The 21,288-nt window shown below is 58.2% G+C and carries 24 protein-coding genes; 13 read left to right on the top strand and 11 right to left on the bottom strand.

Going from position 1 to position 21,288, the window contains the following annotated elements:
- Positions 1-223 precede the first annotated feature (223 nt).
- The 10 genes from P2T68_RS19650 to P2T68_RS19605 all read right to left on the bottom strand — a co-directional run bounded on the left by P2T68_RS19650 (position 224) and on the right by P2T68_RS19605 (position 7,746).
- Complete coding sequence (locus P2T68_RS19650) at positions 224-673, bottom strand: single-stranded DNA-binding protein (protein WP_277378105.1); 450 nt, start codon at positions 671-673, stop codon at positions 224-226.
- Positions 670-1,188 (bottom strand): DUF3158 family protein, encoded by a 519-nt coding sequence (locus P2T68_RS19645; protein WP_277378104.1) that lies wholly within the window; start codon positions 1,186-1,188, stop codon positions 670-672. Before P2T68_RS19645 ends, P2T68_RS19650 begins: the two co-directional genes overlap by 4 nt.
- Entirely contained in the window at positions 1,185-1,940 is a 756-nt protein-coding gene (locus P2T68_RS19640) for a PFL_4669 family integrating conjugative element protein (protein ID WP_277378103.1), read from the bottom strand. Before P2T68_RS19640 ends, P2T68_RS19645 begins: the two co-directional genes overlap by 4 nt.
- A gap of 241 nt (positions 1,941-2,181) precedes the next feature.
- Positions 2,182-3,372, bottom strand: coding sequence for an STY4528 family pathogenicity island replication protein (locus P2T68_RS19635; protein ID WP_277378102.1), 1,191 nt, complete (start codon positions 3,370-3,372; stop codon positions 2,182-2,184).
- Complete coding sequence (locus tag P2T68_RS19630; RefSeq protein WP_277378101.1) at positions 3,369-3,917, bottom strand: DUF2857 domain-containing protein; 549 nt, start codon at positions 3,915-3,917, stop codon at positions 3,369-3,371. Before P2T68_RS19630 ends, P2T68_RS19635 begins: the two co-directional genes overlap by 4 nt.
- A complete protein-coding gene (locus P2T68_RS19625; protein WP_277378100.1) occupies positions 3,914-5,500 on the bottom strand; it encodes a ParB family protein in 1,587 nt (528 codons plus the stop codon). The genes P2T68_RS19630 and P2T68_RS19625 overlap by 4 nt, the downstream gene beginning before the upstream one ends.
- A 14-nt stretch (positions 5,501-5,514) precedes the next feature.
- A complete protein-coding gene (locus P2T68_RS19620; protein ID WP_277378099.1) occupies positions 5,515-5,724 on the bottom strand; it encodes a hypothetical protein in 210 nt (69 codons plus the stop codon).
- Positions 5,725-5,806: 82 nt separating this feature from the next.
- Complete coding sequence (locus P2T68_RS19615) at positions 5,807-6,649, bottom strand: ParA family protein (RefSeq protein WP_277378098.1); 843 nt, start codon at positions 6,647-6,649, stop codon at positions 5,807-5,809.
- Between the two features lie 4 nt (positions 6,650-6,653).
- Positions 6,654-6,884, bottom strand: a complete 231-nt coding sequence (locus P2T68_RS19610) for an AlpA family phage regulatory protein (RefSeq protein WP_277378097.1) — start codon at positions 6,882-6,884, stop codon at positions 6,654-6,656.
- Between the two features lie 112 nt (positions 6,885-6,996).
- Complete coding sequence (locus P2T68_RS19605) at positions 6,997-7,746, bottom strand: hypothetical protein (protein WP_277378096.1); 750 nt, start codon at positions 7,744-7,746, stop codon at positions 6,997-6,999.
- Between the two features lie 583 nt (positions 7,747-8,329).
- On the opposite strand from P2T68_RS19605, the gene P2T68_RS19600 reads away from it, so the two are divergent.
- Together P2T68_RS19600 and P2T68_RS19595 are read left to right on the top strand one after the other, a co-directional pair.
- Complete coding sequence (locus P2T68_RS19600) at positions 8,330-9,097, top strand: hypothetical protein (protein ID WP_277378095.1); 768 nt, start codon at positions 8,330-8,332, stop codon at positions 9,095-9,097.
- A gap of 16 nt (positions 9,098-9,113) precedes the next feature.
- A complete protein-coding gene (locus P2T68_RS19595; RefSeq protein WP_277378094.1) occupies positions 9,114-9,413 on the top strand; it encodes a hypothetical protein in 300 nt (99 codons plus the stop codon).
- Between the two features lie 221 nt (positions 9,414-9,634).
- Here the strand turns inward: P2T68_RS19595 and P2T68_RS19590 are convergent, their stop codons facing one another.
- Positions 9,635-10,531 carry a LysR family transcriptional regulator gene (locus P2T68_RS19590; RefSeq protein ID WP_277378093.1) on the bottom strand — a complete coding sequence of 299 codons (897 nt, stop codon included), beginning with the start codon at positions 10,529-10,531 and terminating at the stop codon, positions 9,635-9,637.
- A 106-nt stretch (positions 10,532-10,637) separates the two neighbouring features.
- On the opposite strand from P2T68_RS19590, the gene P2T68_RS19585 reads away from it, so the two are divergent.
- From P2T68_RS19585 to P2T68_RS19535, 11 genes are all read left to right on the top strand, one after another.
- Complete coding sequence (locus P2T68_RS19585; protein ID WP_277378092.1) at positions 10,638-11,501, top strand: VOC family protein; 864 nt, start codon at positions 10,638-10,640, stop codon at positions 11,499-11,501.
- Positions 11,498-12,196: a class II aldolase/adducin family protein gene (locus P2T68_RS19580; protein WP_277378091.1), complete on the top strand. Its 699-nt coding sequence runs from the start codon at positions 11,498-11,500 to the stop codon at positions 12,194-12,196. The genes P2T68_RS19585 and P2T68_RS19580 overlap by 4 nt, the downstream gene beginning before the upstream one ends.
- 2 nt (positions 12,197-12,198) lie before the next feature.
- On the top strand, positions 12,199-13,656 hold the full coding sequence (locus tag P2T68_RS19575) for a 2-hydroxymuconic semialdehyde dehydrogenase (RefSeq protein WP_277378090.1): 1,458 nt from the start codon (positions 12,199-12,201) through the stop codon (positions 13,654-13,656).
- An 8-nt stretch (positions 13,657-13,664) separates the two neighbouring features.
- Positions 13,665-14,441 carry a 2-oxopent-4-enoate hydratase gene (gene dmpE / locus P2T68_RS19570; protein WP_277378089.1) on the top strand — a complete coding sequence of 259 codons (777 nt, stop codon included), beginning with the start codon at positions 13,665-13,667 and terminating at the stop codon, positions 14,439-14,441.
- 12 nt (positions 14,442-14,453) lie between these two features.
- Positions 14,454-15,254, top strand: coding sequence for a 2-oxo-3-hexenedioate decarboxylase (gene dmpH, locus P2T68_RS19565; RefSeq protein ID WP_277378088.1), 801 nt, complete (start codon positions 14,454-14,456; stop codon positions 15,252-15,254).
- 10 nt (positions 15,255-15,264) lie between these two features.
- On the top strand, positions 15,265-15,456 hold the full coding sequence (locus tag P2T68_RS19560) for a 2-hydroxymuconate tautomerase (protein WP_277378087.1): 192 nt from the start codon (positions 15,265-15,267) through the stop codon (positions 15,454-15,456).
- A 1-nt stretch (position 15,457) separates the two neighbouring features.
- Positions 15,458-16,390: an acetaldehyde dehydrogenase (acetylating) gene (locus P2T68_RS19555; protein ID WP_277378086.1), complete on the top strand. Its 933-nt coding sequence runs from the start codon at positions 15,458-15,460 to the stop codon at positions 16,388-16,390.
- 10 nt (positions 16,391-16,400) lie between these two features.
- Positions 16,401-17,438: a 4-hydroxy-2-oxovalerate aldolase gene (gene dmpG / locus P2T68_RS19550; protein ID WP_277378085.1), complete on the top strand. Its 1,038-nt coding sequence runs from the start codon at positions 16,401-16,403 to the stop codon at positions 17,436-17,438.
- Positions 17,439-17,492: 54 nt separating this feature from the next.
- Positions 17,493-18,845, top strand: coding sequence for an aromatic acid/H+ symport family MFS transporter (locus tag P2T68_RS19545; RefSeq protein ID WP_277378084.1), 1,353 nt, complete (start codon positions 17,493-17,495; stop codon positions 18,843-18,845).
- A gap of 121 nt (positions 18,846-18,966) precedes the next feature.
- Positions 18,967-20,319, top strand: coding sequence for an OprD family porin (locus P2T68_RS19540; RefSeq protein WP_277378083.1), 1,353 nt, complete (start codon positions 18,967-18,969; stop codon positions 20,317-20,319).
- Positions 20,320-20,329: 10 nt separating this feature from the next.
- Positions 20,330-21,280 carry a PDR/VanB family oxidoreductase gene (locus P2T68_RS19535; protein ID WP_277378082.1) on the top strand — a complete coding sequence of 317 codons (951 nt, stop codon included), beginning with the start codon at positions 20,330-20,332 and terminating at the stop codon, positions 21,278-21,280.
- Positions 21,281-21,288: the final 8 nt, after the last annotated feature.

The following is a 21,288-nucleotide window of genomic DNA, read 5'->3' as shown; positions in this document are numbered from 1 at the left end:
GGAGCAGCGTTGTTGGAAACCGCAGGTGAGGGATATGAGAAACCTGAATCGAAGGATCCTCATATTTTTTAGTCAGGGCAGCCAGGTAGGGGACGAGGTTGTACCCCGTCGCATCCCGACGACAGTGTGCGTATTCACGAGCAGAGAGTAAAAATGGCTCAGCAACTTCGCGCAAAGGCGCAATTTTTGTGCCTGAAGTCTGTCAGTCCGTCGGTGGTTGCCCTCAGCGCTTTCTGGATTTCGACGCAGGAGAACTGGCTTGCTCTGTGTTTTGCCCGACGTGTGTCACCGATGCCGCCGGTTCACTAGAGCGTTCCCGCATGACTACGCTGTGCACGCGGTGAGGCAGGATGCCGACGCGACGGGCCTCGATCTTGAAGGTCACCCGCGCGTTATCTTCGCTGTCCTCCCATTCATCGCGCACCGTACGACCTTCGACGAGCACGCGCATGCCTTTCTGGTACAGCGTGCTCCAGTGTTCAGCCTCGCGGTGCCAGAGCTCAACCGGCGCCCAATAGCCGCCTCGATCTTCATAGCTGCCCTCGCGTGGTACGGGGTTGTCGAAGTACACATTCAGCCGCAGTAAACGCCGTGGCTCGTCATTGCCTGAGGCGAATTCTTGGAACTCTGGCGCACTGCCGATGTTGCCTTCGCCGACGAAAAAAGTACTCATCGTGATACCTCCACTGCTGGTGTGAACTGGCGCAGCAGCTGTTCGGCACTGGCCATTTTGATTGCACAGGTTGTGGCCTGGCGGTAGAGCGAATGCACCACGCTCATCTGCAGGTTCAGTGCAATGCGATCGCATTCGAAACGGTGCAATCCCTTGCGTACGAACTGCGGCAGGGGTTTGCTGCGGACCTGGCGTTCCCAGACTGCAGCCCCCATACGGGCGAAGTCGCGGGTGCGCCAACGCAAAAAAGTGCTGCCAGCGCTGGTGTTCTGCAACACCAATCGAATGTCCAGCAGTGAGTAAGGGGGCTGTCCGGCTTGCTGCACGACAGCCTCCATCAGGTGACATAGCTGCGCCTCGGTTTTCCTCGCCACCTGCGCCAGGTGCTCCAAATCCCCCTTACCCTTAAAGGGTTTTAAAAGGCCTTTTAGGGAGGCTGCGTGTTCGAGTTGTCGATAGGCATCCGGTGTCAACGCTGCAAAGAGCATTGGTTGCGCCCAGATTATGGGATTCATACTTCGTCCTCCGGTTCATCCACTGTCGCAGATGGGGCTTCTGCTTCCTCTGCCAACGCGTCAGCGTCATCCACTGCCACAGCACCACGACGAATGATCGGCGGCGCGAACTGGGAGCGGCGATGCCCCTCAAGGATGTCCATCGGGGGCAAACCCAACTTCTCGATGGCCGCCAGGGCACGAGCGTTGTTCGCCGCCATGTCATCACGCGTGACGCCGGCATGCCGATAGCGCTGTGCCTGGCCGAACAGGCTGCGCAGCAGATGGGCACCGTCGTCGATCCAAGCTTCCATGTCGATGCGGCCGATCAGGGCGGTGTGATGAGCCAATAGAGTCCGGCGCACCAGGGTGTCGTAGTCGGTCAGCAGGTAGACCGCCAGAAAACCCAACTGGCTGCCGATGTACAACGGCAAGGTGACGGGGTGGATGTTGAGGTTGTCGCCCATGTCGATCTGTGTCGGTAGGTCCTGCCTGATCCGATCCAGCTGTTGGGTCAGTTCCAGCATCCCAGCCTTGGCCTGCATCAGTTTTTCTTCGAGTTGCACCATGGCCCAGTCGGCATAGGGATCGTCCTGGGCCGCGGTTTGTTTGATCAGGTTGGTGACACTGATGTAGCCGGCCATGCCCATGATCGAGTGGACGCCTTCGCGTGCGGCCCGACCTTGCCAGATACGGGCGGCGTGGTGAGTGTGCAGGGTCAGGGTGATGCTGCTGCGCAATGAACCCAGGTTGAGTTGATAGTGGTCGGCCACAATGTTGTCCTCGCATAGGCTTGGACGGAAACGTTGCGACAGATAAGGGTCAAGGGCAGCCAAAAAGCTGAATGCGGTCTGTTCGGTTTGGTGTGAGAGGGTTCATTTCGGGGACGTTCGTGAGTGATGCCAGTGGCATCCTTTTCAGGACGGCGATGGCCGTATCGGTCGGATTGCGCAGGTTCGGCCCTTTGCAATCTCAAAGTAGACCTCAGTAGATTTGATGCCACTGGCATCAAATCTACCGAGGTCCAGGGCGTTTTCTGCGCAGTTGGCGTAACTCATTCAGGCACGCTTGGGCGAGAGTGGAGACGGGTTCGCCCTGTTTTCGGGACGGACGTGACGGTGCTGTGGGGGGCGGTTCTGCAACGGGTGAGGGCGCTGTCTGACCTGCCCAAGGACGAAAATCGCCGTTCAGTGCTCGCTGGATCAGTCCCATCAGATAGGCCGCTGGCTTGCGGATACCACCGGCCGCACAGCGTGCCCCGGCTTCGTTGAGTACCGCTTGACGATCCGAGGGTTTGAGCTTGTTCAGCGCCACGGTGACGGCCTGACGCTCGTTCGGACTCAGGTGCAGCGGCTCGGGCCAGTGCAGGTTATCCACCGCCGGGGTCGTGCGCGGTACTGTACAAATACTTTCTTTTAATACAGTACAGGCGGCGTTCGGATTCCGAACGGTGCCAGAAACACTGGCGTCCAGACTCGGTTCGGAATCCGAACGAGGGCCTGCACGATTCCGAACGAGGGCATCTTCCCTCAGTTCGGAATCGTGCAGAGTGGCATCGGTTGCCTGATCCAATCCTTGCTGCGTCCAATGATCCCCCCAACTGTCTAGTCGCGTCGGTAACCGATCCCGATCAATATTCGTGTCCTGGCGGATTTCTTCCACAATGTGCTGCGCGACAATACGCACCGCCTTGGTCGCATGACGGAGGGCATGTCCGACCAGCGCCAGGTAATCCTGATCCAGTTCCATGGCTTCGGCGGGGGTTAACGGCTCATCGTGCAGAACGTACAGAGAACCTTGAAGGCGTCCGCTGAGCTGATCGCGTCCGCGACTCACCAAGCTGAGCCAGCGAGTGAGCCTGAGCATCGTCAACACCCGAGCAATGGTTTCACGGGAGGCTGACGCACCGTAGGGCACGCTCGAGAGGTAAGGCTGCAAATCCTCATAGCGCGGTGTGACCACGCCCTGGCCTTGCAGCATAAGTCGAAACACCTGCCAGGCATTACGTTCCAATGGTGTCAGCCGATGATCCAACAGCAGGCGACGCGGCACGACTTCGTGTGATTGGCCACTGAACAGAAAGCCAGCCTGCAGAGCCTGGTTGGACGGTTGTTCAGTGGTAGGGCGTGCGGGCCAGCGTTCACTCAGCTGCTGGGTGCATTGCTGTAGTACACGCTGCCAGCGACTGGAGGGGGGAGTGTTCATGTTTCGTTGCTGTACTGGTCGATCTGCTGCCAAACAATGGTCAAGCTGATCTGTTGCTCCTCCGCCAGCATCATCATGGCGTCGAGCTGATCCCCGGTACCGTCCTGAGAGCGTAGCTGGCACCAACGCTGCCAGAGCGCATGTTCCTGCGCTTCGCTCAAATGCTGAGGGCGGCCCTTACGGGTTTCTATCTTGAGTAGCCGTCGGCGCAGGGCGGTTTCCGAATGCGCCAAGCCGAAGCATTGGTACATGATAGTGCTGCTGGCGCCGAGCTTGAGCGCGCGGTTGATCAAGCGCTCGTTCTGCTCGTCGCGTTCGGCTTGCTCGATCAACCGATGCAGCACCGGCGAGTCGATCTTGACCTCGACCCAAGACACTGTGGCATGGGCCAGGCGCGACAGTGTGGTGGGCGGTAAGGATTGCAACAGGTAGATGTCGTCCTCACCCAGTCCGAGTGCTTTGCAGCGTTGCAGATTACCCAGGCGTAGCTCATGCAGTACCTGAGTCAGCATGGCCTGGTTGAGCACATTGAAGGACAGGTTCATGGCAGCTCCTTCGGTGAGTCATCTTCAGGGGGGAGCGTTAAGTCGATCAGGCGACGGGCCAGTCGGATGAGGCGATACAGTTTGATTAACAGACTGTCGGGCAGTCGCTCCAGTCCCACATCCATGGCGGGACGATCTGTGAGCGGAAGTTGGTAAACCCCCAGCAACAGCTGGCCGAACAGGGCGGAGGGCAGTTGCTTGCGATCCTCCCAGTTCACTTCATCTTGAGCGCGCAGCAGGGCCATGAGCAGTAGGTGAACGCCGGCTGCGCGAGGCGCTGTAAGATCAACTCGCTCTATGTTGAGGACGAAGCCCAAGCCAAGCTTCTGATCGATGATGCTCTCGGGATGCCCGGCATAAGCCGCCATTTCCCGTGCCAGTCCGGCGATGGCTAAACGCAGTTGTTCGGGGCAATCCAGTGCTGGTGCAATGGTCCAGATGTCGTTGGTCGTGCAACCCTCGACACTCGGTGCTGTTTCGGTGGCGGTCTCGCGATCGATCTGCTCGCGAATCTGTTGAACGCGTGACGGAGGACTGACCGCCGATGCGATATTCGTTTCTGGTGGTGTGAGCGGTTCTTCTCGCGTTGGTTCGGTCTGGGGCCTAGTCTCAGTTGATTTGGGACGGGACTCGGAGGAGGGAGGTCCTGCCGTGGCTTCATCAATGCTCGGCAGATGGCTGTCCTCCAAGGGCGTGGTGACGACATCGCCTGGCGTCGAGATGACCCGATGGGTATCGCTCAGCTCCAGGGCCAACATGCGGTAGGACTGCCCGAGCAAGCGGCTCATACGTTCGAGCAGTTCATCCTGGATTTTTTCAAGATCGAAGGCCTCGGGTTCGGCGTCGAAGTGGCCCAGGGTATCGAGCCAGAAATCGGCGAACGCAATGCTGTCGGTTGGATAACGGTTCCAGGTTCGCTCAGCCTGACTGCGCAGAGCGATCAGGCGTTCAATCTGCGGTTTACCCAATCCGGCATACAGGGTTTGTGGAATGGCGGGCAGTAAGTGTTCAAGGGTGTCGAGCATTCGGCTAATGTGCGACTGCGAAATGGGATAACCCCCAGCGGCAAGACGTCGTGCCAGCTCCCGTTGCGAGAGCACAGCTCCATCTGCATCTAGCATGGTTTTGAGTTTGGCCACGGCCAGCGCACGCTCGATGAAGGTGAGCTGGCCATGTAGATCGCTTTCGGCCAGATGGCCGAGTAGGGCAGTGATCTCATTGGTCCAGGGTCGGAACAGGCAATGAATCCGAAAGAAACGCTCGTCTCGGGTTTCCTGCCACAGCTCACCGAGAATTGCCAAGCGCGTATTACCGCCGTTGCGGATGATGAAATAGGTTTCACCCGGGCGGCGGGTAATCGGCGGAGGTTGATCCAGTCCACGCTCACGGATCGAGGCCTTGATATCGTCATACAGCGGATTACGGATGAAGCGCGGATTGTGTTCATAGGGCCGTAACTGTTCCAGCGTGACCAGCATGGGTGTATCGATGACTGGATCGGACAGCCGCTCCAGTTGTGGACCCCGAGGGAAATGGTCCTGGTGCAACTTGTCGGTGATCTCCTCCTGACTGAGCTTCTTCATCTGAACAACCTCAGTTAACGCCGTTTACACAGATGGTCACCGATCTCGAACTTGACGATCTCGGCAGTCCCCGAACCTTCGAAATGTCGGGAAAGCTCTGCGAGGAACCACCCCATGGCCGAGCGCCCACCCTGCAGGCGAAAGACCACGGTGCAGTATTCCTCGCAAGGTGGATGGTGTATTCGAATGGATGGCTGAACGATGATGGGAAGCTGATCCAACATCACAAGACTCCTTGCCAAACGCTGTTGACATCAAGGTCGATAAAAAATGACTTGGCGAGAAATGCCGGCTCGGTGGTTCGTCTCATCGAATCTCCGCGCATCTGCTCACCGTAGAGATCGCTTCGCGCCATTCCGGAAACAACTCGATGGCCAGCGCTTGCATGGTTTCCAGCGCTGATGGCGAGCGTCGTTCCCGTGACCGGCGTGTCTCGATTCGGTGGACCGGCAGACCGAGGGAGGCGGCGTTGAGATACGCCACTCGGTCTGGAAGGACGGTGTCTAGAACCGAGATGTTGGTAGCCTCGGCGATGGTTTCGCGCAGGCCACGGATGATCATCCGAGTGTCCACCCGAATGGCATTCACTTGGTTCAGGAGCAATCGCAAGGGTGGCGGTATAATGCCCAGGTGGCGGAACGGTTCGAGCTCACTGAGCAGTTTCAAGGTGCCGCGGCGCACTTCGCGAGCGGCGAGCATTTCTGGCGTGATGGGAGAGAGGGCGAGATCGGATGCCAGGATGGCCATCTCCAGTAGCACGCTGCGTGCGCCTTGGGTGTCGATCAAAAACAGGTCGTAACTGGGGCGAAAGGCATCCAGCAGATTACGCAGACGCAGTCGCCCATCAGGGGCATGCAGCAACAAGGTGCTCAGTCGACCTTGATCGTCATTGGAGAGGATCAGGTCGAGGCCAACAATCGTGGTTGTGGAAATGATCTGCGCAGGATCTGTCAGATTGAGCGCAATGAGTTCGTACGCACCGGCGATGGCCTCGTGGCTCAAGGCGTAATAGCTGGAGAGGGTGGGCTGACTATCCAGGTCGAGCAGCAGGACGCGTAGGCCAGCATCCGCCAGCAGACCGCCGAGATTGGCAGCCACTGTGGTTTTGCCTACTCCACCTTTGGTGGACACCACTGATACCACACGCATGGCGTCAGGCCTGCTGCGCCAAACGCTCAGTGATCCACTGTTCGATCTCCAGCGAGTCCCAGCCGACGGCGCGCAGTCCAATGCGTTTGGCCCGAGGGAATTTACCTTCCTTCATCAAGTTGTAGATGTGCGCCCGCTTGAAGCCGGTTTTCCGCTCCACTTCTTCGCGCCGCATGATGTGGCGCTCGACCTGCGGTTGACGTATTTCAACAATGGAGGCGGATTGGCTGGACATGCTGGTCACTCCTGGCGCCGATTGGCGCGTAGTGGGAAATGACCTGAATTGAATAGCAGAAGAGGGTGAGAGTCATTGCACTGCAATCGACGGAATTGCAGTGCAATGCGTCTCAACTGTTATTGAGGCTGCGCTTTGCTGCCGCAAACTTCTCGTCCAAGGTGCGCTTGGTAATGCCAGATAGGTTTTTAAAATGAGCGGTTAGGGCGTCGACAATGGCGGCTTGGGATCGGAAGACCGAGTGAGGTTTTCCCGAAGGGGAGTGGTCTAGGAATAGACTGACCATTGCACCAATGATATGAAGGTAAGCGGTTTCGCTGCGGTCGCTGACTTTACTATTAGCCTTGAGTAAATCATGGATACTTTCCTTCTCCAGCCCAGCAACTTTAAGTTTATCCAATATCTGCTTATAGGATGCTTCCAGATTCTTTACCTGTAGTTGCAAGGTATCCCGGTCCGCTTGTAAGGCCAGATAGCTGCCGATACTGATAGCTCCTTGCTGATCGTGAGACTGTCCGAAAAGAAATGCTGGTCTCTCGTCGGGGTAGTAGCGTGACATCCAAAGTCTGAGGTCAGTATGGCGGATTGTTACATGGTTGTAGTCGTCAGTAGCATTAATGCTGGCCGGCATACCGAAGCAGCCGCAAGGGAGTTCTCTATGGTGGATAGCGTCGCGGATTCTTTCGGCGTTGGCATGTAGGCATGGCCATTGCGGAAAGATCTCGCTGAGCATGGCGGAGCTATGCCAGGATGCGTCTAGAACTTCTGCCTCATGGGCCATTAGATTGCACCATCGCAAGGCTACTTCGATGGGGCGATAATATACTTTCGCGTATGGATTGTGATTTTTAGGTATATACATGCAGGTGATCGCCTCCCCCTTTCCATGAATGGGCTTCCCGCTACGCACCTATAGCTATTTACACGATCATTCAGCTTTCGAGCGACGACTTGGGTGAAGATTCTGCGCTATCACTCGAGGTTTAGTGATGGCACTTAGTGCGCCCAGCATGTCGGTCATCTGCTGGATGCATTGAATGGTACGAGTGGCAAGCTGCGAATTCTCTTGGCGATAATCGCGAAGTCCTTCCTGTGTCTACGTAATTTTTACATAATTCTTCGCCCGATTACCATGTCGCTCAGTGGAAAACTGTTTTTCAACAGGCTGCTGCGCAATAGGGTGCCTAGCTGTTACGGTTTCTTCCGCCGGAGGCTTTGAAAAGTGCGGTTCGATCAAAGTGATCAGCACACCCTGCGGCATGATACGAGCTCTATCAGGGAGCGTTCACGCCGGGTTTACTTGTGTTTGCCGGCGTACACGTATCGGACGAGCTACGCTGGTCTAGGGAGGGAAGCCTTGGCCAAATCTGGTGAGGTTTTTGTTGTTCCATGAGGAGGATAAAAGGAGAAAACTCCACGCTACCATATAGAGTATGATTAGTGATATGAAACGACGATCCTTTATAGGTATGATCGCTAAAAGTGCAGCCGCGTTGGCTATATTGGCATCGCGAGCACCATTTGCAGATGATAGGGTTCCGAAATCTATGAAATATCGAGGTGTGGTTTACGATGTAGGATTGAGGTTTACTGCCGGTCAACCATATTCGGTTGAACCTTTTAATTCAAATCTGGTTAAGCATGATCTCAAAGTGATAGCCAACGATTTGCATGCTAATACGGTAAGAATTGAAGGTGAAGAACTTAGTCGTTTGGCTTTCGCCGCACGAGAAGCTCATGCGGCTGGATTGAAGATTTTCTTCAACCCCTGGAAAATGAATGTCCATGTTAGTGAGTTGATCGAGTATTTTTCCAGTGCTGCGGAGATCGCAGAGACTCTCCGACTACGACTCACCTGGATGACGTCGAGTGGCAGCAATTCTGTTTTATCAAGTTCTCCTGCGGCTTTTGCCAAGCAGTTTGGTTTACTGAACTCCACGCTTACCAAGGTGGTTGATGCAGTTCGCTCCAAATTTAAAGGCTCTATCACTTATTCCGCCGGGACATGGGAAGCGGTTGATTGGAGCATATTTGATATTGTAGGTGTGGACTATTACCGAAACGGCGAGCCCGCCCAGGAATATATAGACGGCTTGGACAAGTTTCGCTTAAAAAAAACCTCTGGTGGTCATGGAGGTTGGTTCTTGCAGTTACGAGGGAGCCGCAGCACGTGGAGCTGGCGGGTTCATGCTCTTGCAGGGGGTGAACCCTGACGGAACTGGAAAGTTCTTGAACGATATCGTTCCTACGAGGAGCGAGCAAGAGCAAGCTGATTATGTTGGGGAGCAGCTTGAATTACTTTCTGCCGCTGGCGTTGATGGGGTTTTCATCTATGTTTTTTCGTTTCCTACCTATCCCACTGGTGAGGGGGAAAAGGATTTGGATATGATGAGTTTTTCGTTGGTTAAGACATTTCCTGATCAAGATCAAAGGTCAAAACAAATACCGCCTTGGGAAGCAAAAAAATCTTTCTGGCGTGTGGCCGATTTTTTAAGCGCAGTGTGGATTAAAGGAAAGTTAGCTGGGTGATAAATGCCCCCACACTTCCATTGAGTATGAGTGTGTGGGGGCAGTGAGTGAAAATCTTGAGCTGTACTTCTCAGTAGTTAGATTGTCGAAAATAAAATTCACCGGCATTGAATGTATTTATTTTTTGAAGAGGCGAAAACTCCGATTTTCCTACGCCTACCTTCGTGCAGGCAATGGAACTTTGACTCCAGATTCCTCAAAGGAGCAATTCGTGCGTCCGTTCATTCGCCAAATATCTCCAAAACCTGACTTCTCAACCACAGATGCCTTGGATCCTTCTGGTTCCTGGCATGCCAATGATGTTTAAGGCTATAGGGTGGTATCTCAACCGGTGGCTCAATCAGCCTGACCGCCGAATGCCTAGCATACAAATTCGCTACGGTCCGTGGCAGCACGACTACCAAATCCGAACGCTCGATAATCGCAGCCATGCTCATGTAGTGGGACATCTGGAGCACGATGTTACGTTTAATTCCTCTATCGGCTAAGTAGGCCTCGTACATTTCCTGGCTACGGCTGCCATCTTTCACTTGAAGGTGTTCGAGGCTGCAGAAATCTTCAATGGAAAGTTGCGAGTTAGTGATGCGATGGTCGCTGCGAATGAGGCAGACAAGGTCATGGGAGAACAGGCGTTGCTGGTAGATATTGGGAGCGTCAAGATCAGGAAAGTATCCGAGCACCGAGTCGACTTTACCTTCACGCAGGGCTTCGAGCAGGTCTTTAGGGGCGAGGCTCAGGCAGCGGATTCTGGCGTTGGGAGCTTCTGTGCGGAGGCGATCGAAGAGCGAGGGGAGAAAGACCACTTCACCGATTTCACTAAGGCAAAAAGTGAATTCTTCAGTGCTCCGTGCGGGGTCGAAGGTGGGACTGGGGAGTATTTCCTGGTCAATGGTGGTGATGACTTCGCGGGTCCGCTCGACGATGCTGCGGGCTCGCGGAGTGGGCTCCATGGTTGTGCCGCTGCGCACAAACAGAGGATCGCCGAGAGAGTGGCGCAAGCGTGATAACGCGGCGCTGGCAGCGGGCTGGCTGATGCCCAGGCGTTTAGCGGCAATGGTGACGTTGCCGCAATCATGAATAGCCAGTAGGACTCGCAATAGATTCAGGTCTGTGCGCATGACTATAACCAAATCAAATAGATTGAATAACTAGAATTTGCTTCTGCTATTTGAGCCCGCGGGAGAGGATCTTGTCCAGACAAGAATAAAACCAAGAGGCACCTTCATGATCAATCTGCATGACATCCGCTACGTGCGTCTGGGCACTGCGGACCTTGCCCAGGCCAAGTTGTACGCAACGCAGATGCTCGGTCTGCAAGTGGCGCGCGAGGCTAACGGTGCGATCTATTTCCGCTCCGACAGCCGCGACCACACCCTCTGCTACTACGAAGGCGATCCACGGGAAACCACTACAGCTTTTGAAGTCACCAGTTGGAACGATCTCGATCACGCTGCGCAACTGCTCGAAGACAACGGCTTTGCCGTGCGCCATGGCAGCCGTGAAGCCGCCGAGGTGCGCTACGTCAACGAGCTGATCCAATTTCGCGACCCCAGCGGCAATAACATCGAACTGGTGTTGCGCCCTCATGTCTGCGGCGCCCGATACTTTGCCGCCCGCGACGCCGGTGTCACCGGTTTCAGCCATATCGGCCTGCGCACCACCGATGCCAAGCGCGATGAAGCGTTCTGGACCACCCTGGCCAACGCTCGGGTCAGTGATCGCATCGGCGAAGCGCCCTTGCTACGCATTGACGAGGTGCATCACAAGATCGCGTTATTCCCCTCCAGCCATGCCGGCGTGCAGCACATCAACCACCAGGTGGAAAGCATCGATGACGTGATGCGCGCCTGGTACTTCCTAAAGGAACGCGGGATCAAGATTCTGTTCGGACCAGGCCGCCACCCGACATCGGGGGCAATGTTCCTGTACTTCGAAGGGCCGGACGGCATGACCTACGAGTACTCCACAGGGGTTAGTCATATAGCCCCGGAAGATGATGCCAACCACCAGCCTCGCCAGTTTCCACTGGCCACCACCTCGTTCTGCGCCTGGGGCTCGAAGCCGGATATTCCGGAGTTCAAATTATGAGCACATTGAGCCAGCAAGCTGAAGTTCGGGTCGCCGCTCGCGCGTTGGCCAAGGCCGGTTTTGTCCACGCCTATGGCCATTGCAGCCTGCGCCTGGATGCCGAACATTTCCTGGTGTGTGCCGCCAAGCCCATGGGGCTGATCCCGCCCGGCGAGCCCGGCACGGTGGTGCCGATTCATGGCCCGCTACCGGAAGGGGTATTGGGCGAAGTGCGCATTCATCAGCAGATTTACCAGCGTCGGCCTGAGGTCAACGCGGTGATTCGCAGCATGCCGATGCAGGTGATGAGCTTGTCGTGCGCCGGGCTCACACCCAAGTTGCGCCATGGTATGGGTGCGTATTTCCACGCTGGCGTGCCGCTGTGGGATGACCCGCAATTGCTCCGCGATGACGCCCAGGCCGCCGCACTCGCTGAACTGCTGGGGCGGTCCCAGGCTCTGGTGATGCGCGGCAACGGCGCCATCGTAGTCGGCGGCTCCCTGGTGGAAGTGCTGACCCTCAACTTCTACCTGGAGGACGCCGCGCGCATCGAACTGCAACTGCTGGCCGCCGGTGTCGCCGACCACGCGCCACTGCTGCGCCAGGCCGAAGCCCAGCAGCGTGCCACCAACAGCGGCCGAATCTTCGAGCGCATGTGGGACTACCTCACCGCCGGCGACGCCGAGTTGAACCTGATAACAAGAGAAGAGCGCTAACCATGACTAAGCATTTTTATAACTTTATCGATAACCAATGGGTTGAAGGCGTGCGCACCTTCGATAACCGTAACCCTGCCGACAACAGCGTGATTGGCCAGGTCCACGAAGCCGGTCGCGAGCAAGTCGATTCTGCGGTCAAAGCCGCACGCGCCGCCCTGAATGGCCCGTGGGGCAAGATGACCATTGCCCAGCGCACCGCCTTGCTGCACAAAGTGGCTGACGGCATCGAGCAGCGCGCCGAAGAATTCGTCGCCGCCGAAGTGGCTGATACCGGTAAGCCCCATGCGCTCGCCAGTCACCTGGACATCCCGCGCGGCGCCGCCAACTTCAAAGTCTTCGCCGACCTGATCCGCAATGTGCCCACCGAAAGCTTCACCATGGACACCCCCGACGGCGGTAAGGCGGTCAACTATGCGGTGCGTAACCCGCGCGGTGTGATCGGCGTGATTTGCCCGTGGAACCTGCCGCTGCTGCTGATGACCTGGAAAGTCGGCCCGGCCCTGGCCTGTGGCAACACCGTGGTGGTCAAGCCCTCGGAAGAAACTCCGGCCACCGCCACCTTGCTTGGCGAAGTGATGCGCGACGCCGGTGTGCCGGCGGGCGTGTACAACGTGGTGCATGGCTTTGGTGAGAACTCGGCCGGTGCATTCTTGACCGAACATAAAGACGTCGACGGCATCACCTTCACTGGTGAAACCGGCACTGGCGAGGCAATCATGAAAGCCGCGTCCAAGGGCGTGCGCCCGGTGTCGCTGGAGCTGGGCGGCAAGAACGCCGGGGTGATTTTTGCCGATGCTGACCTGGACAAGGCAGTGGCAGGCATCGCCCGTGCGGTGTTCGAAAACAGTGGCCAGGTGTGCCTCGGTACCGAGCGTGTCTACGTCCAACGCCCGCTGTTTGACGCGTTTGTCGCGGCCCTCAAGGTGCGCGCCGAAGCCATCAAGGTCGGCCCGCCGAATGAGTCGGGTGTGACCATGGGCCCGCTGGTTTCCGTGGGCCACCGCCAGAAAGTTCTGAGCTACTACCAACAAGCCGCGCGTGACGGCGCCACCGTGGTCACCGGCGGCGGTATCCCGAACATGCCTGCAGAGTTGGCCGAAGGCGCCTGGGTACAGCCGACCATCTGGACCGGTCTGTCGGAAGACTCTGCAGTGGTACGCGAAGAAATCTTTGGTCCGTGCTGCCATATCGCGCCGTTTGATGATGAAGACGAAGTGGTGCGCCTGGTCAACGACACGCCGTACGGCCTGGCCGCCAGTGTGTGGACCAGCAACCTGCAAGTCGCCCACCGCATGGGCGCGGCGCTGGACGTGGGGATTTGCTGGATCAATTCCTGGTTCCTGCGTGACCTGCGCACTGCCTTCGGCGGCGCCAAGCAATCGGGCATCGGCCGCGAAGGCGGTGTGCATTCCCTGGAGTTCTACACCGAACTGCGCAACGTATGCATCCGCCTGTGAGTACTGCCATGACTAACTTCAACCATCTTGGCGCGCAGCTGCACCAGGCGCTTACCGACAAGCAACCGCTGGCACCGTTGACCGAGCAATTCCCTGAATTGACGGTAGCCGATGCCTACCAGATCCAACTGGCCATGCTGCAACCACGCCTGGACGCCGGGCAAACCGTGATCGGCAAGAAAATCGGGGTCACCAGTCAAGTGGTGATGGACATGCTCGGTGTCGACCAGCCGGACTTCGGTCATTTGCTCAGCGGCATGCTGGTCAGCGATGGCGCGGCCTTGTCTTGCACCGATTTCATCGCGCCCAAGGCCGAAGGCGAGATCGCCTTTGTACTTAAGGAGGACCTGATCGGTCCCGGCGTGACCCTGGCCGATGTGATACGCGCCACGGCGTATGTGATGCCGTGCTTCGAGATTGTCGATTCGCGGATCAAGGACTGGAAGATTCGTATTCAGGACACTGTGGCCGATAACGCCTCCGCTGCGGCGTTTGTACTTGGTGACGGCGTGGCCGACCCCCGTGAAATCGAGCTGGCTTGCGTCGGCATGACCTTGGAAAAGAACGGCGAGATCGTCGCTACCGGCGCCGGTGCCGCTGCCCTCGGTCACCCGGCCAATGCGGTGGTATGGCTGGCCAACACCCTGGGTGAGCTGGGCATTGCCTTGAAAAAAGGCGAAGTGATCCTGTCCGGATCTCTGGCCGCCATGGTTCCGGTACAGCCCGGTGATCAATTACGCATGAGCCTGGGTGGTATCGGCTCGGCTTCCATCCGATTTGTTTGAAGGACATCCCCCATGAATCTCTCAGCAGCAACCATCGCCGAACTGGCCACCCACCTGGAAAACGCCGAGCTGAACCGCGAGGCAGTGGCAAAGATCACCGATACTCATCCGGAAATGGACTGGGAAGATGCCTACGCGGTCCAAGATACGATTCGGGCCAACAAGGAAGCTCGCGGCGTGCGCGTTGTCGGCCTGAAAATGGGTCTGACGTCCTTCGCCAAGATGAAGCAGATGGGCGTGACCGAGCCGATCCACGGTTTTCTTACGGACTACGGTTCCTGTGCGGATGGAGCGGTGATCGACGTCGATTCGCTGATCCACCCTAAGGTCGAAGCCGAGATTGCCTTCGTGCTCAAGCACCCGCTCAAAGGTCCTGGCGTGCATGTGGGTGATGTTCTGGCGGCGACCGACTTTATCCTACCGGCGGTCGAGGTGATCGACTCGCGCTACGAAAACTTCCGCTTCGACCTCAAGAGCGTGATCGCCGACAACACATCATCGGCGCGTTTCGTAACCGGTGGCCAGGCCCGCAGCGCTCTGGGCATCGACCTCAAATGCCTGGGTGTGGTGATGGAGAAAAACGGTGAAGTGGTTGCCACTGCCGCTGGGGCCGCCGTGCTCGGTCACCCGGCGCAGAGCGTGGCGATGCTCGCCAATATGCTCGCCACCCAGGGCAAGGAGTTGCCCGCCGGCACCTTCATCATGACCGGTGGTGTGACCGAAGCCATCGCGGTAGAGGCGGGTGACCAGATCACCGTGCGCTACCAGCACCTAGGCAGCGTCTCCATGCGCTTTGCCTCCAAATCCGCTTGAGGAATCGACCATGCCGATCATGCAGGTTTTTCTGATTGAAGGCCGCGACGAGGAACAGAAGGCGCGGTTGATCGAGGCGTTGACCAACGCTGCCGTCGAGTCGATCCAGGCACCGCCGGAATCTGTGCGGGTGATTATTACCGAAGTGCCGAAAATCCAGTTTGGGATCGCCGGTAAAACTGCCAAGGCATTGGGGCGCTGAGATGAGCACAGATAAGAAGAAAGTTGCGATCATCGGCTCCGGCAATATTGGCACCGACCTGATGATCAAGATCCTGCGCCACGGCAAGCAGTTGCAGATGGCGGTGATGGTCGGTATCGATGCGGGTTCCGACGGTCTGGACAGAGCGCGGCGTATGGGAGTGGCCACCACCCACGAGGGGGTGGAAGGCCTGGTGAAAATGCCGGAGTTTGCCGAGATCGATTTTGTGTTTGACGCGACGTCAGCTACAGCCCACGTACTCAACGATGCATTGCTGCGCCTGCACAAACCCGGCATCCGCGTGATCGATCTGACCCCAGCAGCCATTGGCCCGTACTGCGTGCCAGTGGTCAACCTGGACGCCAACCTGTCGGCCCTCAACGTCAATATGGTGACCTGCGGTGGGCAGGCAACGATTCCGATGGTGGCGGCGGTGTCCCGCGTGGCCAAGGTGCATTACGCCGAAATCATCGCTTCGATCAGCAGTAAATCCGCTGGCCCCGGCACCCGCGCCAATATAGACGAGTTCACCGAAACCACCGCGCAGGCCATCGAGGTCGTGGGAGGGGCAGGCAAAGGTAAGGCGATCATCGTGCTTAACCCGGCCGAGCCGCCATTGATGATGCGGGACACGGTGTATGTGCTGTCGGAAGCGGCGGACCAGGCTGAGGTCGAAGCATCCATCGAAGACATGGCCAATGCGGTCACTGGCTATGTGCCGGGCTATCGCTTGAAGCAAAAGGTGCAATTCGAAGTGATCGCTCCCGAGACGCCACTGAACATTCCGGGCCTGGGTCGCTTCAGCGGCTTGAAGACTACGGTGTTCCTGGAAGTCGAAGGCGCCGCCCATTACCTGCCAGCCTACGCCGGCAATCTCGACATCATGACTTCCGCTGCGCTGGCCACGGCCGAGCGCATGGCGCAGTCCTTGTGAGGCAGACACCATGACCTTCAATCCTGGCAAGAAGCTGTATATCAGCGATGTGACCCTGCGTGACGGCAGCCATGCGGTACGTCACCAGTACTCCATCGACAATGTGCAAAACATCGCGCGCGCCCTGGACAAGGCCCGCGTCGATTCCATCGAAGTGGCCCACGGCGACGGGCTGCAAGGTTCCAGCTTCAACTACGGTTTCGGTGCCCACACGGACCTGGAGTGGATCGAGGCGGTGAGCGATGTGATCAGCCACGCCAAGGTCGCCACCCTGTTGCTGCCGGGCATTGGCACCGTGCACGACCTCAAGGCTGCCTACAGCGCCGGGGCCCGGGTGGTGCGTGTTGCCACCCATTGCACCGAGGCCGACTGTGCCCGCCAGCACATCGAATATGCGTGCACCCTGGGCATGGATACGGTGGGCTTCCTGATGATGAGCCATCTCACCAGCCCGCAGAACCTGGCTGTCGAAGCAAAGAAAATGGAAAGCTACGGCGCCACCTGCATCTACGTGGTGGACTCTGGCGGTGCCATGAGCATGCAGGACATTCGCGAGCGCTTCCGTGCGGTCAAGGCTGTGCTCAAGCCCGAGACCGAAACCGGCATGCATGCGCACCACAACCTGTCGCTGGGGGTGGCCAATTCGATTGTTGCCGTGGAGGAGGGCTGCGACCGTATCGATGCCAGCCTCGCCGGCATGGGCGCCGGTGCCGGTAACGCGCCGCTGGAAGTGTTTATCGCCGCCGCCGAACGCCTCGGCTGGAACCACGGCACCGACCTCTACACCCTGATGGATGCGGCCGACGATATCGTCCGGCCGTTGCAGGATCGGCCGGTGCGGGTCGACCGCGAAACCCTGGCCCTGGGTTACGCCGGGGTCTACTCGAGCTTCCTGCGCCATGCCGAAATCGCCGCGAGACGCTACGGGCTCAAGACCGTGGACATCCTCGTCGAACTGGGCGCACGACGCATGGTCGGCGGCCAGGAAGACATGATCGTCGACGTCGCATTGGACCTGTTGCAGAGGTCGAACATCTACCCGACCTGAGCGTGCTGAAACCCATTTCACCCCACTGACAAATCCAATAACAGGGGAAACACCATGAACCACAAGACCGCCTCCATTGGCGAAATCATCGATTCCTGCGGGATATCTCGTTACCAGATCATTGTCCTGCTGCTGTGTTTCCTGGTGGTGCTGGTGGATGGTTTCGATACGGCCGTGATCGGCTATATCGCACCGTCCCTGCGCCAGGAATGGGGATTGCAACCCAGTCAACTTTCGCCGGCCTTTGGCGCCGGCCTGTTCGGCCTGATGTGCGGGGCCTTCCTTTTCGGGCCCATCGCCGACAGGTACGGGCGCAAGAAGGTGCTGCTGGTGTCGGTGCTGATCTTCAGCCTCGGCACCCTGGCCTCGGCCTGGGCCCACTCCATCGACAGCCTCACGGCCTTGCGCTTCCTCACCGGGATCGGCCTGGGCGGGGCGATGCCGACCTGCATCACCTTGAGTGCCGAGTACTCGCCGTTGCGGCGGCGGATGATCATGGTGACCTTGAGCTACAGCGGTTTCACCACCGGCCTGGCCCTGGGTGGGGCGGTGGCGAGCCAGATCATCCCGGCCTTCGGCTGGCGCGGCGTGTTGCTGATCGGCGGGCTGGCACCGCTGCTGTTGCTGCCGCTGCTGGCCTGGTACCTGCCGGAGTCTGTGCGCTATATGGCCGCGCATCCGCGTTATGCCGTGGCCTTGCGCAAGGTGGTGGAGAAGATCAGCGGTCGTCGTGACTGGGATGAAGTGACCTTCGTCGAGGACCAGCGACCGGCAGTCGAACGCTCGCCGATCTCGCAACTGTTCATCGAGGGCCGTGCGCTGCGCACGCTGCTGCTGTGGGGCACGTTCTTCTGCTCGCTGTTTGTCTTCTACCTCCTGACCAGTTGGTTGCCGAGCATCCTCAAGGACGCCGGCTATGACATCGCCAGTTCTGCACGGATCGGTGCCATGGTGCCCCTAGGCGGGACCCTCGGGGCGATTTTCATGGCGCTGCTGATGGACCGGGTCAGCCAGTACAAGGTGCTGGGCCTGGCTTACCTTGGCGCGGCGCTAGTGATCGCGTTGGTGGGCTTCGCCTTGGGCCAGGCGACCTGGCTGACGGTGGCAGTGTTCTTCGTCGGCTTCGGCGTGGCTGGGGCACAGAACGGACTGAACCTGCTCTCCGCAAGCATCTATCCGACCACGGCACGGGCCACCGGGGTGAGCTGGGCCATGGCCAACGGCCGGGTCGGATCGATCATCGGCTCGATGCTCGGCGCCTGGCTGATCGCCCAACTGGGCCAACCCACGCTGTTCTTTATCGCCCTGGCGGTGCCGGCCTTGCTCGGCTCCATCGCGATCTTCTCGTTGCAGCGCTTTGCGGTGCGGGAAGACCTGAGCGGCCCACAGGTATCCACCGCGCACTGAAATATTGATACCGATTCACTGACACACCACCAAATCTTGTCGTTCGCGGCAGGAGGGGCCGCGCTTTGCCCGCGTTCGGCCCTGGGTTCCCAACAATAAAAAAACCAAGGGTGTAACTACCATGCGTCAATTCAATATGATCTCGTGTGCTTTCAAACCTGCCGTGTTTGGCCTCTCGCTGCTGACCCTGGTCATCGCGCAGCAGAGCCGCGCTGATGGTTTTATCGACGATGCCAAGGCCAAGATCGACCTGCGCAACGTCTACTTCAACCAGGACAACCGCAGCGGCGCGGCGGCGCCGTCGAAACTGCAGGAGTGGGGTCAGGGCTTTATACTCAACTTCACCTCCGGCTACACCCATGGCCCGGTGGGCTTTGGCGTGGATGCGCTGGGCATGCTCGGGGTGCGCCTGGATTCGGGCAAGGGCACCCATGGCAATCCCAATGCGGTGACCCAGGGGGGCTTTGTATTTCCCAGCGACGCCAGCGGCCGGGCCGTTGATGACTTCGCCACCCTCGGCCTGACCGGCAAGATCCGCATCGCCAAGACCGAACTCAAGGCCGGCACCTTGCTGCCGAAGATGCCGATCCTGATATACAACGACGGACGCCTGTTGCCGGAAACCTTCCAGGGTGTGCAGGTGACGTCACGGGATTTCGATCACTTCACCCTAACGGGCGGGCAGGTCAACGAGGTCAAGAGCCGCAACTCGTCGAACAATGAAGACCTGGCGATTGCCGGGGCTGGTGGGCCGGCCGGACGCCGCAGCAACAAATTCAATTTCGCCGGAGTCGACTACCAGGTCGATCCGAGCCTGTTGTTGCAGTACTACTACGGCAATCTGGAAGACTTCTATCAGCAGCATTTCCTTGGGTTGGTGCAGACTCAACAGTTACCGGTGGGTAGCCTCAAGACTGACCTGCGTTTCTTCGATAGCTCATCGGCCGGTTTGAATGGGAGTCTGGCCGGGCGCCAGGAAGGCTATGTGAGCAGCGGTTATCACAACAACGGCGAAGTGGATAACCGGGCCCTGGCCGGGTTATTCACCTACAGCCTGGGCGGGCATGCAGTGAGCCTGGGCTATCAGCACCTCAATGGCTCTAGTGATTTTCCGTTTCTCAACCAGGGTGATGGTTCGGCGACTTACCTGATCACCGACCGCCAGACCGGCGCACGCTTCCAGCGCGCCGGGGAGAACACCTGGGTCGCACAATACGGCTACAACTTTGCCAGTGTTGGGGTGCCCGGTCTGACCAGCCAGGTCACCTATCAGCGTGGTGGTGACATCAAGTCCGATCAGGGGCCCCAGCACGAATGGGAGCGTGACTTCATGATCGGCTATACGTTCCAGAGCCAGACATTGCGGGGTTTTGGCATGCAATGGCGCAACGCAATGCTACGCAGCAGCGTCGCCACTCAAAGGGATCTGGACGAAAACCGCGTTTACCTGACCTACACCCACGAACTTTTTTGAGGAATGGTTTATGAGCCATTTACTGGAAGTAAGTATTGCCCGGCGAAAGGAAGAAGCCGAGGGCATCATCTCCCTGGAACTGGTGGATCCAGCAGGCAAGTGGCTGCCGGCGTTTGAGGCAGGTGCTCATATCGAAGTCCAGGTCGCTCCAGGCCTTAGCCGCCATTATTCGTTGTGCGGCTCGCCCGAAGATCGCCACTGTTACCGCTTGGGAATCTTGCGCGAGCCTGCCTCAAGGGGCGGCTCGGCGCGGATTCATGAGCATTTCCATGAAGGTGCTCTGATTGCGATTAGCCCTCCGAGTAATCAGTTTCGGTTGGAGGAGGGCGCGGGGCATTCGCTGTTGGTGGGTGGCGGTATCGGCATAACGCCGATACTGGCGATGGCCTGGCAGTTACACCGGATTGGCGCATCGTTTGAAGTGCATTACTGCGTGCGTAATCGGGCCCGCGCTGCCTTTCTGAAGTTGTTGGAGCAGGCACCGTTTGCGGACAAGGTGACGTTGCATATCGACGATGACGGGCAACGCCTGGATATTTCCGGACTGCTACAAGAGCCGGACGTTAAGCGGCATGTCTACGTCTGTGGTCCCGGAGGGTTCATGGATGTGGTGATAAGCACCGCCCGCCAGCAAGGATGGCCGGCGTCGAATGTGCATTACGAATATTTCGCTGCCGACATCGATACCACGGGAGAGGGCTTCACCCTGCATGCCGAGCGCTCCGGTTTGATCCTCCAGGTGCCCGAGGACCGCAGCATCGCCCAGGTACTGCTGGAGGCCGGGGTCGAAGTTCCGCTGTCCTGTGAGCAGGGCGTATGCGGTACCTGCCTGACCCGGGTGCTGGAAGGTATTCCTGACCACCGTGATCTGTTTCTCACCGAGGAGGAAAAAGCCGCCAACGATCAGATGCTGCTGTGTTGTTCTCGGGCCAGCGGTTCGTTTTTGCGACTGGATATTTGAAGGAGACG

It is taken from the genome of Pseudomonas sp. G11 (assembly GCF_029457515.1).
GTDB lineage: Bacteria > Pseudomonadota > Gammaproteobacteria > Pseudomonadales > Pseudomonadaceae > Aquipseudomonas > Aquipseudomonas gorinensis.
The sequence above is the reverse complement of the archived record's forward strand: the minus strand, read 5'-3'. Positions and strand labels throughout refer to the sequence as shown.